16 protein-coding genes are annotated in these 13,904 nt (G+C 71.5%); 11 read left to right on the forward strand and 5 right to left on the reverse strand.

What is annotated here, in order from left to right; genetic code table 11:
- Positions 1-46: 46 nt before the first annotated feature.
- Positions 47-535, reverse strand: a complete 489-nt coding sequence (locus tag NKI68_RS03970; RefSeq protein ID WP_254545394.1) for a 2'-5' RNA ligase family protein — start codon at positions 533-535, stop codon at positions 47-49.
- Between the two features lie 341 nt (positions 536-876).
- Here NKI68_RS03970 and NKI68_RS03975 point away from each other — a divergent pair, with 341 nt between their 5' ends.
- Together NKI68_RS03975 and argH are read left to right on the forward strand one after the other, a co-directional pair.
- Positions 877-2,118, forward strand: coding sequence for an argininosuccinate synthase (locus tag NKI68_RS03975; protein ID WP_254545395.1), 1,242 nt, complete (start codon positions 877-879; stop codon positions 2,116-2,118).
- 4 nt (positions 2,119-2,122) lie between these two features.
- The gene (gene argH / locus NKI68_RS03980; protein WP_254545396.1) at positions 2,123-3,643 is read left to right on the forward strand and encodes an argininosuccinate lyase; all 1,521 of its coding nucleotides are present in this window, start codon (positions 2,123-2,125) and stop codon (positions 3,641-3,643) included.
- On the opposite strand, the gene NKI68_RS03985 is transcribed toward argH, so the two are convergent.
- Positions 3,634-3,771 (reverse strand): hypothetical protein, encoded by a 138-nt coding sequence (locus tag NKI68_RS03985; protein ID WP_254545397.1) that lies wholly within the window; start codon positions 3,769-3,771, stop codon positions 3,634-3,636. The two genes, argH and NKI68_RS03985, sit on opposite strands and share 10 nt — an antisense overlap.
- Before the next feature lie 127 nt (positions 3,772-3,898).
- On the opposite strand from NKI68_RS03985, the gene lysW reads away from it, so the two are divergent.
- From lysW to argF, 7 genes are all read left to right on the forward strand, one after another.
- Complete coding sequence (gene lysW / locus NKI68_RS03990) at positions 3,899-4,063, forward strand: lysine biosynthesis protein LysW (protein ID WP_254545398.1); 165 nt, start codon at positions 3,899-3,901, stop codon at positions 4,061-4,063.
- A gap of 55 nt (positions 4,064-4,118) precedes the next feature.
- Positions 4,119-4,985, forward strand: coding sequence for a lysine biosynthesis protein LysX (gene lysX / locus NKI68_RS03995; RefSeq protein ID WP_254545399.1), 867 nt, complete (start codon positions 4,119-4,121; stop codon positions 4,983-4,985).
- The gene (locus NKI68_RS04000) at positions 4,982-6,079 is read left to right on the forward strand and encodes an N-acetyl-gamma-glutamyl-phosphate reductase (RefSeq protein ID WP_254545400.1); all 1,098 of its coding nucleotides are present in this window, start codon (positions 4,982-4,984) and stop codon (positions 6,077-6,079) included. The genes lysX and NKI68_RS04000 overlap by 4 nt, the downstream gene beginning before the upstream one ends.
- A 254-nt stretch (positions 6,080-6,333) precedes the next feature.
- A complete protein-coding gene (locus NKI68_RS04005) occupies positions 6,334-7,164 on the forward strand; it encodes an acetylglutamate/acetylaminoadipate kinase (protein WP_254545401.1) in 831 nt (276 codons plus the stop codon).
- Positions 7,161-8,288: an aspartate aminotransferase family protein gene (locus NKI68_RS04010; RefSeq protein WP_254545402.1), complete on the forward strand. Its 1,128-nt coding sequence runs from the start codon at positions 7,161-7,163 to the stop codon at positions 8,286-8,288. Before NKI68_RS04005 ends, NKI68_RS04010 begins: the two co-directional genes overlap by 4 nt.
- Before the next feature lie 52 nt (positions 8,289-8,340).
- Entirely contained in the window at positions 8,341-9,423 is a 1,083-nt protein-coding gene (locus tag NKI68_RS04015; protein ID WP_438267798.1) for a [LysW]-lysine hydrolase, read from the forward strand.
- The gene (argF, locus tag NKI68_RS04020; protein ID WP_254545404.1) at positions 9,423-10,322 is read left to right on the forward strand and encodes an ornithine carbamoyltransferase; all 900 of its coding nucleotides are present in this window, start codon (positions 9,423-9,425) and stop codon (positions 10,320-10,322) included. The genes NKI68_RS04015 and argF overlap by 1 nt, the downstream gene beginning before the upstream one ends.
- Positions 10,323-10,879: 557 nt before the next feature.
- On the opposite strand, the gene NKI68_RS04025 is transcribed toward argF, so the two are convergent.
- Both NKI68_RS04025 and NKI68_RS04030 read right to left on the reverse strand, forming a co-directional pair.
- Positions 10,880-11,365 carry a histidine kinase gene (locus tag NKI68_RS04025; protein ID WP_254545405.1) on the reverse strand — a complete coding sequence of 162 codons (486 nt, stop codon included), beginning with the start codon at positions 11,363-11,365 and terminating at the stop codon, positions 10,880-10,882.
- A 114-nt stretch (positions 11,366-11,479) separates the two neighbouring features.
- Complete coding sequence (locus NKI68_RS04030; RefSeq protein WP_254545406.1) at positions 11,480-11,944, reverse strand: DUF6789 family protein; 465 nt, start codon at positions 11,942-11,944, stop codon at positions 11,480-11,482.
- Positions 11,945-12,064: 120 nt separating this feature from the next.
- Here NKI68_RS04030 and NKI68_RS04035 point away from each other — a divergent pair, with 120 nt between their 5' ends.
- Both NKI68_RS04035 and NKI68_RS04040 read left to right on the forward strand, forming a co-directional pair.
- The gene (locus tag NKI68_RS04035; protein ID WP_254545407.1) at positions 12,065-12,301 is read left to right on the forward strand and encodes a DUF8001 family protein; all 237 of its coding nucleotides are present in this window, start codon (positions 12,065-12,067) and stop codon (positions 12,299-12,301) included.
- Positions 12,302-12,379: 78 nt separating this feature from the next.
- Entirely contained in the window at positions 12,380-12,772 is a 393-nt protein-coding gene (locus NKI68_RS04040) for a helix-turn-helix domain-containing protein (RefSeq protein ID WP_254545408.1), read from the forward strand.
- Between the two features lie 20 nt (positions 12,773-12,792).
- Here the strand turns inward: NKI68_RS04040 and NKI68_RS04045 are convergent, their stop codons facing one another.
- Positions 12,793-13,803, reverse strand: a complete 1,011-nt coding sequence (locus tag NKI68_RS04045; protein WP_254545409.1) for a glycerophosphodiester phosphodiesterase — start codon at positions 13,801-13,803, stop codon at positions 12,793-12,795.
- Positions 13,804-13,904 lie beyond the last annotated feature (101 nt).

Genomic DNA, 13,904 nt, shown 5'->3' on the forward strand with positions numbered 1-13,904 from the left:
GCGCTTTCGTCCGCCGACCTCCGCATCCACACCGCCTCGCGGTTCACTATCGGCCGAGGGGAATCGACTCGACCCGCTCGCGGTGGTCGCCGTCCCACAGCCAGAGTTCGTCGATCGTCCACTCGACGGGCGATACGTCCCGTTCGCGGAGCCGCGCGACCGCCCCCGGATCGCCGCCGCGACCGAGCGTGACGTGCGGGACGTAGTCCGCCCCCTCGATGCCGGCCACGGGGTCGAACGCCGCACAGAGCCGGTCGTGCAGGAGGCGCAGACCGGGGCTCTCGACCGCGAGATAGAGGATCGGGCCGGTGGGACCGTGGAAGGTTTCGAGGCCGTCGGTGCGGGCCGCACAGGCGGGGGCGTCGGAGAGCGCGCCCCGGCTCCGGGCGGCGACGCGGCGGTGGTCGCCCCCGCCGAGGCGCTTCACGACGAGCGTCGGGCGGTGACGGCGGCGGACGCCCGCGGGGAGGTCGCCTTGGAGGTCCGCGACGAGGGCGTCCGCGGCCGGCGAGGTCGGGGCGTTGAGGCTGTACACCGTCTATTCCGTGATCCCCCGTTCGGATATACTGTCGGCTATCCCCCGGCGAAGCGAGCGGACGATCCCGATGCGCCCCGTCTCGGATCGCGATTCCGTGCGTTTGCGTCGCAGACGCATATCGGCGGCGCTTGCCGTCCGGGTCAGGTTTATGTGGCCGGGGACGTACGGACTCGATAATGACACGGACCCGCCTCGGCGCTGGTGGCCCCTTCGCCAGCGGCGGGTGCCGACTCGTTCTCGTGCGACCGCGACCGGGCCGTTAGGCCCTACTCTACTCACCCCCACCGTCCCGGTCCGCACCGCTTTCGAACACGACACACGCACGAGATTCAACCACGATGACACAGAAGACGGTCGCGCTCGCCTTCTCCGGCGGGCTCGACACCACGGTCTGCGTACCGCTGCTGAAAGAGGAGTACGGCTACGACGACGTGATCGGCGTCACGGTCGACGTCGGCCAACCCGAAGAGGAGTTCGACGAAGCCGAGGAGACGGCCGAGGCGCTCGACCTGGAGCACTACGTCGTCGACGCGACGGCGGCGTTCGCCGACCTCTGTCTCCGCTCGGTCCGCGCCAACGCCGACTACCAGGGCTACCCCCTCGGGACGGCCCTCGCGCGCCCGGTCATCGCCGAGGCGATCCTGGAGGTCGCGGAGGAGCAGGGCTGCGACGCCGTCGCCCACGGCTGCACGGGGAAGGGCAACGACCAGCTCCGCTTCGAGGCGGTCTGGCGCGACTCCGACCTGGAGGTGATCGCGCCGGTGCGCGAACTCGGCCTCACCCGCGAGTGGGAGATCGAGTACGCCGCCGGGAAGGACCTGCCCGTCGAGGGCGGCAACGAGGGCGCGTGGAGCATCGACACGAACCTCTGGAGTCGCTCGGTCGAGGGCGACGACCTGGAAGATCCGAGTTACGTCCCGCCGGAGGACATCTACGAGTGGACCGAGACGCCCGGGAGCGCCGACCCCGAACTCGTCGAGATCGGGTTCGAGGACGGCTACGCGCGCTCGCTGAACGGCGAGGAACTCGACTCGGTGGCCCTCATCGAGCAGCTCAACGACCTTGCCGGCGCGCACGGCGTCGGCCGCACCGACCTGATGGAAGATCGCATGCTCGGGCTGAAGGTGCGCGAGAACTACGAGCACCCGGCGGCAACGGCCCTGCTGACCGCCCACGAGGCGCTCGAGGGGCTCGTCCTGACGCAGGAGGAGCGCGCGTTCAAGGAGCGGGTGGACCAGGAGTGGGGCGAGAAGGCCTACCAGGGGTTGCTCGCCGCGCCGCTCGTGACCGCCCTCGACGGGTTCGTCGACGCGACCCAGAAGCGCGTGACGGGCACCGTCACCCTGAAGCTGGAGGGCGGGCAGTGTCGCGCCGTCGCCCGCGAGAGCGACTACGCGGTCTACTCCGAGTCGGCGGCCTCGTTCAACACCGAGACGGTCGACGGCATCGCGCAGGCCGACGCGACGGGCGTGGCGAAGTACCACGGCTTCCAGGCTCGCCTCGCCAACTCCATCCTGGAGGGGACGGCCGTCGAGGGTGCCGAGGAGGCGCTGCTGACCGACGGCGGCGACGGGGACTGAACCGATGACCGGCGAGGGCGACCAGGACGGGAGCGACGTCGTCCGCCGCGGCCGCTTCAGCGGCGGCCCCGCACGGGGCTTCCTCTCGTCGCTCGCGGCCGACGAGCGCATCTTCGCCGCCGACCTCGCGGTCGACCGCGCGCACGTCGTCATGCTCGCCGAGCGGGGGATCGTCGGGGACGACGAGGCCGGGCGGATCCTCACGGCGCTCAACATCGTCGAGGTGAACGGCCATGGGTCGCTCCCCGACGGCGAGGACGTCCACGCGGCCATCGAGACGGCCGTCATCGACGAGATCGGCCCCGTCGGCGGGAAGATGCACACCGCCCGTTCGCGCAACGACGAGGTGGCCGCGTGCATCCGCCACCGCCTGCGCGAGGACCTGCTCTCCGCCGTCGAGGCGACGCTCCTCCTGCGCGAGTCGCTCGTCGGGGTGGCCGAGGAGCACGTCGAAACCGTGATGCCCGGCTTCACGCACCTCCAGCCCGCCCAGCCGACGACCGTCGCCCACTGGGCGCTCTCCTACGAGCAGGCGCTCCGCCGGGACACCGCCCGCCTGCTCGACGCCTACGGGCGGGTGAACCGGTCGCCGCTCGGCGCGGCGGCGTTCGCGGGGACGACCTTCGACGTCGACCGCGAGCGCACGGCCGACCTCCTCGGCTTCGACGGGGTCATCGAGAACGCGATGGACGCCGCCGCGGCCCGCGACTTCCTCGCGGAGTCGGCGGGCGCGCTCGCGGTGCTGGCGACGACCCTCTCCGGGCTGGCGGAGGACCTCGTCCTCTTCGCGAACAGGGGGTACGTCGACCTCTCGGACGACTACTCCTCGACCTCCTCGATCATGCCCCAGAAGAAGAACCCGGACACGCTCGAACTCGTCCGCGCCTGCGCGGGGGACGCGAGCGCCGGGCTCACCGGCCTGCTCACGACGCTGAAGGGGCTTCCGCGGGCGTACAACCGCGACCTCCAGCGCGCGACGCCCCACGCCTGGCGCGCCGTCGACGCCGCGACGGAGGCGACGGAGGTCGCGGCGGGCGCGGTGGCGACCGCGACGTGGCCCGAGGGGACGCTCGCGGCGGCCGCCGGCGAGGGCTTCTCGACGGCGACGGGCGTCGCCGACCTGCTCGCCCGGCACGGCCTGCCCTTCCGGACGGCCCACGAGATGGTGGCCGTCGCGGCGGAGCGCGCCGCGGAACGGACGGGCGGAGCCGCCGGGAGTCGCGCGGCGCAACGTGCCGGGGAGCGGGGTGCCGACGTCGCCGCCGTCGAGGCCGCCGCGGAGGAGGTGCTCGGCGAACCGCTCTCGACCTACGTCGATCCCGCCGCCGTCGAGGCGGCGCTCGACCCCGCGCGGAGCGTCGAGAGCCGCGACTCCGTCGGGGGACCCGCCCCCGAGGCGGTCGCCTCCCAGCTCGACGCCGCCGCGTCGGCGCTCGCGGCGGACGAGTCGACGCTCGCCGACCGTCGCGCGTCGCTCGAGGCGGCCGCGGACGAACTCGCCGCGGAGGTGTCGTCCTATGTGTGAGCCGACGCTCCCGCCAGCGCGACCGCCGCACCGGGGGCGGTCGCTCCCGGCGCGACGCCCGGCACCACCGCTCCCGGCACCGCGACCGCGACCGGTGCCGCCGTCCCCTCGGGGACGAGCACACACATACAATTTGCGGAACTTCCGCAAACGCGTCAAACTCGCCTGAAACGCGCGTAGAGGGGTCTGCGACTATGTAAATTTTATGATAAGTTCGACGGATTTAAGTATCCCTGCGTGGGAGAGGGAAGTACAATGGCAAGCTGTCCCGAGTGCGGGTCCGACGTGACCCTGTACGACGACATCGAAGTGGGAGAGATCATCGACTGCGACACCTGCGGTGCGGAACTCGAGGTCATCGAGGTCGACCCCGTGACGCTCGAGACCGCGCCCGAACTCGAAGAAGACTGGGGGGAGTGAGGATGCGGAGGGTCGGCGCGGACGCGAACGGGCGGGCGGGCGTGGGGGTGGGTCGATGAGGATCGGCGTGCTCTACTCCCGGATCCGGCGGGACGAGAAGCTCCTGCTCAACGAACTCCGCGAGCGCGACCACGAGGTCGAGAAGGTGGACGTGCGTTCCCAGCGCTTCGGCCTGCGCGAGCCGCCGGCGTCGCTCGCGGACTGCGATCTCGTCCTCGACCGGTGTCTCGCCACCAGCCGCAGCATCTACGCGACGCAGTTCGTCGAGAGTTACGGGATCCCGGTGGTGAACGCCCCGGAGACGGCGACGATCTGCGCCGACAAGGTGCGTACCAGTCTCGCGCTCGCCGACGCGGGCGTTCCGACCCCCGAGACGGAAGTCGCGTTCACCGCCGACGCGGCGCTCGAGACCATCGAGTCGTTCGGCTACCCCTGCGTCCTCAAGCCCGTCGTCGGGTCGTGGGGTCGGCTGATGGCGAAGATCGACTCCCGGAGCGCGGCCGAGGCGATCCTCGAACACAAGGAGACGCTCGGCCACTACGAACACAAGGTGTTCTACGTCCAGGAGTTCGTCGAGAAGCCCGACCGCGACCTCCGCGTGCTGGCCGTCGACGGCGAGCCGATCGCCGGGATGGCCCGCTCCTCCGACCACTGGCTGACCAACGCCGCGAAGGGTGCGACGACCGAGACGTTCGCGGTCGACGACGAGGTCCGCGACCTCGTCGCCCGCGCGAGCGAGGCCGTCGGCGGCGGCCTTCTCGGGGTGGACCTGATGGAGACCGCCTCGGGCTATACGATCCACGAGGTGAACCACACCGTCGAGTTCAAGGCGCTCACCGAGGCCACCGACGTGGACGTGCCCGCCCGCGTCGCCGACTGGCTGGAGTCGAAGGCCGCGCGGGCGGCGGAGGTGTCCGCGTGAGCCGAACGACCGCGGCGGTCGTCGGCGCGTCCGGCTTCACCGGCGGGGAACTCCTCCGCCTGCTCGCCGGCCACCCCGAGTTCGAGGTGGTCCAGGCGACCAGCCGGAAGTACACCCGGAAGACGATGGGTTACGCCCACCCGAACCTCCGGGAACTCGACCTGCGCTTCACCGACCCCGAGGACCTCGAGTCGGTGGACGTGCTGTTCGCGGCGACGCCCCACGGCGTCTCGATGCAGCACGTGGACGCCTTTCGCGACGCCGCGGACACCGTGGTCGACCTGTCCGCGGACTTCCGCCTGCCCAGCGCCGACCTCTACGACGAGTGGTACGACGGCCACGAGCGCCCCGAGCTGCTGGCGGAGGCGACCTACGCGCTCCCCGAGCTGAACCGCGAGGCGCTGCCCGGCGCGGACCTCATCGCCGCCGGGGGGTGTAACGCGACGGCGACCGTCCTCGGACTGCTCCCGCTCGTCGAGGCGGGGATGATCGACGGCGCGGTGCGCACCACCGCGAAGCGGTCGAGCGGGGAGGGGAGCGACCCGCGAGGCGGCGACCAGCGGATCGTCGTGGACGTGAAGGTCGGCTCCTCGGAGGGCGGCGCGGGCGGCGGCGAGGCCTCCAGCCACGCCGAGCGCTCGGGCGTCGTCCGCCCCTACGCGCCGACGGGCCACCGCCACGAGGCGGAGATCGAGGCGTACCTCGGCACGCGCGTGGCCTTCACCGTCCACGCGGTGGACATGGTGCGCGGCGCGAGCGCGACCTGCCACGTCTTCCCGGACGACCCCGTCACCAAGGGCGACCTCTGGGGGGCGTACCGCGAGACCTACGAGGACGAGCCGTTCGTCCGGACGGTCGCCGGCGGCGGCGGGGTCTACCGCTACCCCGAGCCGAAGGCGGTCGCCGGAACCAACGTCGCCGAGGTGGGCTTCGAACTCGACCCGCGCAACGGTCGCGTGGTCGTCTTCTCGGCGATCGACAACATGATGAAGGGCTCCGCGGGGCAGGCCGTCCACGCGGCGAACGTCGCCCTCGGGTTCGAGGAGACCGCCGGACTGGAGTTCGCGGGGCTGCATCCCGTGGGGGCACCCTAGATGGACGTGATACTCCCCTCTCGTCAGTGCGGGTTATCGGGGATCGCGACGGAGACGGGAACCGCGACAGGAACGGAAACCACGACGGAGACTGTAACTCGGAAGCCCCCACGCGCTGGACTCGCGCAGACCACGCTGCGCTCCTCGCTCACTCCGTTCGCTTCGGTGCTTGCGGGTCCGTGCTTCGTCCAGCGCGCGGCCCCTTCCATTCCCGCCCTACGTGGCGGATCGACCGATCGTCGGAGGTGGCTCGCGTGACGGTCGTCGTCAAGATCGGCGGCGCGCGCGCCGTCGATCCGAAGGGCGCGCTCGCCGACATCGCCTCGCTCGCGGCGGAGGGCGAGCGCGTCGTCGTCGTCCACGGCGGTTCGACGGCGGTGGACGACACGCTCGAGGCGATGGGCGAGGAACCGGAGTACGTCGAGACGCCCGCCGGGGTCGTCGGGCGGTTCACCGACGAGCGCACGATGGAGGTGTTCTCGATGGTGCTGCCCGGGAAGCTGAACACCGACCTCGTCGTCGGCCTGCAGAACGCGGGCGCGGACGCGGTCGGCCTCTCGGGCGTCGACGGCGGCCTCCTCACCGGCCCGCGCAAGGGGGCGATCCGCGTCGTCGAGGACGGCCGGAAGAAGATCCGCCGCGGGGACCACTCCGGGCGCATCGCGGAGGTGAACGGCGACCTGCTGGAGACGCTGCTCGACGGCGGGTACACGCCCGTCGTCACCGTCCCCATGCTGGCGAAGGACGGAGAGGAGTGGCTCGCGGTCAACTCCGACGCCGACCGCGCGGCGGCCGCGATCGCGGGCGCGCTCGGCGCGGACCTCGTCCTCCTGACGGACGTGCCGGGCGTCCTCGCCGACGTGGACGACCCCGACTCGGTCATCGAGCGCGTGGACTCGCCCGCGGCCTACGAGCGCCTCGACGAGGCCGCTGAGGGGTTCATGACGCGGAAGGTGATGGCCGCGACCGAGGCGCTCGAGGGCGGCGCGAGCAGCGTCGTCGTCGCCAGCGCGAACGCCGACGCGCCCGTCTCCGCCGCGCTCTCCGGGACGGGCACCACGATCACGCCGGAGGCTCTGACATGACCGGATTCGTCTTCTCCGAGAAACCCATTCGCATCGCTCGCGGCGCGGGGCCCCACCTCTACGACGGGTCGGGCACGCGCTACCTCGACTTCGGCGCGTCCTACGCCGTGACGCCGACCGGCCACTGCCACCCGGACGTGGTGTCGGCCGCGACGGACCAGCTCGAGCGGCTGCTGTACGTCCAGGGGTCGTACCCGGTGGACGTGCGCGACGAGCTGTACGCGCGCCTCGCCGACTGCGCGCCGGGCGACCTCGATTACGCGTGGCTCTGCAACTCCGGCACCGAGGCCAACGAGGCGGCGCTGAAGTTCGCCCGCCACGCGACCGGCCGCTCGAAGATCGTCGCGACCACGGGGAGCTTCCACGGGCGCACGATGGGGTCGCTCGCCGCGACGTGGAAGGGGAAGTACAAGGCCGGATTCGAACCGCTCGCGGGCGACTTCGAGTTCGTCGAGTACGGCGACGCGGCGGCGGTGGCGGACGCGGTCGACGACGACACCGCCGCGGTCGTCCTCGAACCCGTCCAGGGCGAGGGCGGCGTCAACCCCGCGCCCGACGGCTACCTGCGGGCGGTCCGGGAGGCCTGCGACGACCACGGCGCGGCGATGGTGCTCGACGAGATCCAGACCGGCCTCGGGCGCACCGGGACGACGTGGGCCTGCGAGGCGCGCGACGTGGTGCCGGACGTGCTCACGACGGCGAAGGGCCTCGCCAGCGGCCTGCCCGTCGGTGCGACGCTCTGCCGCGAGTGGATCGCGACGGACGCGGGGGACCACGGCTCGACGTTCAGCGGCGGGCCCGTCGTCTGCGCGGCGGCCGTCGCCACGCTCGACGTGATCGAGGGCGAGGACCTCGCGGGGAACGCCGCCGCGATGGGCGACTACCTCACGGGCGAACTCGACGCCGCCGTGGGCGACGCCGTGCGCGACATCCGCGGCGAGGGCCTGATGCTGGGCGTCGAGGTGAAGCGCGGGGCGAACCGCCTGCTGCCGAAGCTGGCGATGGACCACCACGTGCTCGCGCTCCCGGCCGGGAGAACCGTCCTCCGACTGCTCCCGCCGCTGATCGTCGAGCGCGAGCACTGCGACGCGGTCGTGGACGCGATCGCGGAGGTGGTGGGATGAGGACGAACCCGTCGGTAGCGACGGACTCGCCCGCCCCCGTTCGCCGCCGGAGGTGGTTCGCGTGAGCGCGAGCGAGTCCGTGAGCGTCGGTCGGCAGGAGGCGCGCGACCTGCTCCGGACGCTCGTCGCCACGCCGTCCGTGAGCGGTAACGAGCGCGCCTGCGCCGATCACCTCGTCGCCTTCTTCGAGCGCCACGGCCGGGAGGCGTGGACCGACGAGGTCGGCAACGTCCACGCGCCGGCGGACGACAGCGCGCTCCTCACGTCGCACATCGACACGGTCCCCGGCGAGATCCCCGTCGAGATCGCCCCCGGCGAGGAGCGCGGCGAACCCTCTCTCTGGGGTCGCGGGAGCGTGGACGCGAAGGGCCCGCTCGCGGCGATGGCGGTCGCGGCGGTCCGCGAGGGCGTGAGCTTCGTCGGCGTCGTGGAGGAGGAGCGCGAGTCGGCGGGCGCTCGCCACCTCATCGAGTCGGGCCGTGAGGAACCGGGCGCGGTGGTGAACGGCGAACCCTCCGGCTGGAACGGCATCACGCTCGGCTACCGCGGCCTGCTCTCGGGGACGTACGTCGCCACGAGCGAGTCGGGGCACTCCTCGCGCCCGGAGAACAACGCCATCCAGGACGCCTTCGACTGGTGGGGGCGCGTCACCGACGCCTTCGCCGAGGACGAGTGGACGCCCGTCTTCGAGCGCGTCACCCCCAAGCCCGTCGCCGTCGAGGGGGGCGTCAGCGACGACGGCCTCTCCGTGGAGGCGACGATGGAGGTGCAGTTCCGCGTCCCGCCCGCGTACTCCGTGGAGGAGGTGCGCGAGCGCGCCGACGGCGAGTTGAACGGCGGCACCGTCCGCTGGCACGACTTCGTCCCGCCGGTGATGATGAGCCCCCGGACGGAGGTCGCCCGCGCCTTCCGGGTCGCGATCCGGGATCACGACGGCGACCCCCGCCTGCTGCGCAAGACCGGAACGAGCGACATGAACCTCTTCGCGCGGGTCTGGGACTGCCCTATGGTCACCTACGGCCCCGGGAACTCCGATCTCGATCACGCGCCGAACGAGCACCTCCCGCTCGCGGAGTTCGACCGCTCCGTCGAGGTGCTCTCCGACGTGGCGGCGACGCTCCGGGGTGGGTCGTGATGGTCCGGCACTTCCTCGACGTGGACGACCTGACGGCGGAGGAACTGCTGGCCGTCCTCGACCGCGCGGCGACGACGAAGGCGGCCCTCGCCGACGGCACGACGGAGCGGCCGCTCGCCGACCGGACGCTCGCGATGGTGTTCGAGAAGCCGAGCACGCGCACCCGCGTCTCCTTCGAGACGGGGATGACGCAGCTCGGCGGCCACGCGATGTTCCTCGGCCCGGAGGACATCCAGTTGGGACACGGCGAACCCCTCAGGGACACCGCGCGGGTGCTCTCGCGGTACGTCGACGTCGTCATGGCGCGGCTGTTCGACCACGCCGACCTGGAGGAACTCGCCGCTCACGCGACCGTCCCCGTCGTCAACGGCCTCACGGACGACGCCCACCCCTGCCAGACGCTCGCCGATCTCCTCACGATCCGGGAGGCGTTCGGCGGCTTCGACGTCGACGTGACCTGGGTCGGCGACGGGAACAACGTCGCCCAGTCGTTCGTCCTCGGCTGTGCGATGGCCGGGGTCGACCTCACCGTCGTCACGCCGGCGGGGTACGCGATCGACGACGACGTGCTCGACCGGGCGGGCGAGCTGGGGACGGCCCCGACGCTGGCGGACGACCCGGCCGACGCCGCGTCGGACGCCGACGTGGTCTACACCGACGTCTGGGTGAGCATGGGCCAGGAGGACCAGCGCGCGGAGAAGCTAGCGGCCTTCGAGGGGTTCCAGGTGAACGAGGAGCTGCTCGCCGGGACGGACGCGCGGGTGATGCACTGCCTGCCCGCCCACCGCGGCGAGGAGATAACCGACGGCGTGCTCGAGAGCGAGCGCGCGCTCGTCTGGGACCAGGCGGAGAACCGCATGCACGCTCAGAAGGCGCTGCTGGTGACGCTGCTGGAGTGATCGGACGAACCGACGCCCGGGACGGCGGACAGGTGACGCCGCGGGCGGTGTTCGCGGAGTTCGGCGTTGAGCAACCGCGAGCGAGGCCGACGGCCAAGCGAGCGGACGCGCCGAATCCCCGAGCGCAGCGAGGGGATGAGATGCGGCGGTGGTCCAGGTTTTGCCAGGGAGCGAGCGCAGCGAGCGACCGCGGCAAAACGTGGGCGTGCAGGCGACGCCGCGGCGGGGGCGGGATCGCGGGACGTGGCGTCGCACAACCGCGAAGCGCCCCGCGACGGGAGTCAGCGCACGGGGACACTGGTTCCGTTTTCTGTTATAAAGATACGGCCCGAGTAAACGATCCGACAGCCCCGACCGGATCATCGGCATCAGCGCGCACCCGTGAGCGAGTGCAACGAGCGAGCGGACCGACGGAACCCCCGAGGAGCGCCGGAGGCGCGACGAGGGGGTGGAGGAGGGTTTTGATCCAGCTTTTGCCAGCGAGCCGCCAGCGACACGCTCCGCGGTCGCTGGCGAGCGAGCGCAGGAAAAGGTGGCGCTGCAAAACGTGGTGGTTACTAGTACCGCTTCGCCCACGGGTACAGCGCGCCGAGCACGATGCCGTAGACGAGGTGGGTGATCAGGCTCGCGCCGCTGAACGTCGGGACGGCCATGGGGACGCCGACCGCGCTGAGCCACGCGGGCAGGACGAAGCTCCCGGTGACGATCCAGAGGGCGACGCCGTAGGCCGCCCCGAGGAGCGCGCTCCGGGTGACGCTGTCGGTGTACTCGGTCAGCCCGCCGAAGCGGACGATCGCGGCGAAGACGAGGCCGAGCACCGCCCCGTGGGCGAGGTGAGCGGTCAGGCCGAACGCGCCGCCGGTCTGTCCGTAGAGCGCCGGGATCGCCTGTTCGAGCGCTCCCGGCATGAGGACGGCCATCGCGACCGCCATGGCGACCGCCGCGACGACGCCGTCGAGTACCGCGCCGATCCACGCTCCGGGCGGCGTCTCCATCGCGGGCGGTGTCTCTGCTGCCTCCGGGGTTCGAGTTGCGGAACTCATACCCTAGAGGTCGGACGGCCGCGGGCATCGGCGTTCCTCGTTCTGGCGCGCGCCGTGTCATACCCTGACACTGCCGGGTGACCCCGCCGGCCCCTCTCCCGGGATGTGGTCGGCCTACCGCGACAGGGAGGGGAACGTCCCGCCGAGGACCGCACCGTAGGCGACGTGACCGATCAGGCTTTTAACGTTCACGTTCGGGAGCGGTGGGTTCGCGGGGGAGCCGACGGCGCTCAACCACACGGGCATGACGAGCACCGCGAGCAGCGCCCAGACGACGACGCCGTAGGCGACCCCGAGCGCGAGCGATCGGCCGGTGGATCGGGCGACGCCGAGCGGTCCGGCGACGGCGGCGAAGACGAGGCCGAGCACCGCCCCGTGGACGAGGTGGACGACCCACCCCGCGAGCAGCCCCCGCAGTCCGTACATCGAGGGAATAGCGACCCCGATGGTGTCGGGCATCTGTATCGTGAGGAGCACGCCCATGACGGCCGCGGCGAGGAGTCCGGCGACGACGCCGGCGCGCCACTCAGTGTCGTTCGAGTGCTGTACTGTCGTTTCGGTCCGAACCTCCTGGTTCATCGCACGCGGCGGTTCACGGAGCGCGTAAAAAGTCGGATCCCGAGCGTGTGTCGATGTGGCACGCTCGCACATCCGAGGCATCATTATACGGGGGCGTCTACCGTCCGTCGGTGACACGGAGTGAGTAGCGTGACTATCGCGGCCGGCGAGTGGACGGCAGACGAGGTACTGGAGGCCCTCTCGGCGGGAAAGCGGGTCGTCGTCGAGACGGAGTTCCTGGGGGAGGTTCACGAGGTGACCCTCAGGTGGGACGGCGAGACGTACTACTGCGACACGCCGACGCGGCTGCACAAGCACGCGACGGCCGAGGAGATGCGGGGGTGCCTGCGGAAGATGGGGTACGCCGCCGACGCCTGACTCGGCTCCTTCGGCCCGCGTCCCTCTCGACGAGCGCGATACGGCGGGATTTATCCGGCGTTCGACCCTAGGGGGCGCATGGACGCCGAGCCGAGTCCGGACCGCTTTCGCGAGTTGATGCTCGACGAGGAACCCCAGTTCGCCGACGTCCTCTCGTGCGTCTTCGGGATCCAGCGCCACGAGAGCAACACCTACCTCGCCCTGCTCGACAACCCCGGCAGCACCGTCGCGGAACTCGCGGAGGTCGTCGACCGCGACCGCTCGAACGTCAACCGCTCGCTCTCGACGCTCCGCGAGAAGGGCCTCGCCGAGCGCCAGCGCCGCCTGCTCGACGGCGGCGGCCACGTCTATCAGTACACCGCGACGCCGCTTCCCGAGGCGAAGGAACTGCTCCACGAGACGCTCGACGAGTGGGCGGCGTACGTCCACGACCGCATCGACGAGTACGGCGACGGGGCGACGGCGGAGTAGTCAGTAGTCAGTAGTCCCGCTCAGCGCCGCGCGCCGAACGCGAGCAGTCCGGGGTAGTCGGCGATGAGTCCGTCGACGCCGGCGGCGGCGAGTTCCTGGGCCTGGTACCAGGTGCCGAGCGTGTAGACGTTCACCTCGCGGCCCTCCTCGTGGGCGACGGCGAGCAGGTCCACGTCCTCCCACGGCCCCTCCGTGTAGTAGGGGTCGGCGAAAAAGGGCGTGTCGCGGATCATGTTGTACGGCGGGTGGACCGCCTCGGCGTCGTAGCGCCGGGCGATGTCGAGGCCGTCCTCGATGGAGTCCCACAGCAGCGGCGCGACGGGCACCTCGGGAGCCACCTCGCGGACCGTCGCGAGTGCCGCCTCGTAGAACGAGGAGACGAGGATCTCGTTGTCGTAGTCGGCGGCGATCGCCATCGCGCGCTCGGTGAGCGGCCGCCAGAGTTCCTTCTGCCGCGCCAGTTCGTCCTCGTCGAGCTTCTCGGCGAAGCGCACGTCGAACGAGCCGGGGTTCTTGAACTCGATGTTGACGCCGACGCGGGTCGGGATGGCGTCCATCACGTCGGTCAGCAGGGGAACCGTCTCGCCGCTCCCGAGCACCTCGGCGTCGAGCACCTCCTCGGTGGGCGTCTCCCAGACGACGCCGTCGGCGTCGGTGAGGCCGCGCTCGCCACCGTCGCGCTCGCTCAGGCGGTCGTCGTGGAAGACGACGACGTCGCCGTCGGCGGTGGGCATGATGTCGATCTCGATCATGTCCGCGCCCCGCCGCGCCGCCGCCGGACCGAGCCCGCCGCGAGCGGCGAGTTCGACCGCGCCGACCGTGTTCTCGGGGTACTGTCCGGCGAACCCGCGGTGGGCGACGATAGCCGGTTCCTCCTCGGATCGCTTCCGCGACTTCCGTCCCCGGTTGCGCTCCTCCTCCTCCTCCTTTTCCTCCTTCTCCGCGGTCGCAGTCCCGACACCGAGCGCCGCGCCCGCCGCCGTCGCTCCCGCGCCCTTCACGAACGTCCGTCGATCGAGACCGTCTCTCATTGCGAGTGGAGGCGACCCGGCGGCGGTATTGTACGTTTCTATTTCTACTATTGTTATGTTGATTTTTCTCCCTCGCATCGGGTCGAATCAGTACGTCACAG

The sequence above is a fragment of the Halomarina pelagica genome, assembly GCF_024228315.1.
GTDB classification, from domain to species: Archaea; Halobacteriota; Halobacteria; order Halobacteriales; family Haloarculaceae; genus Halomarina; species Halomarina pelagica.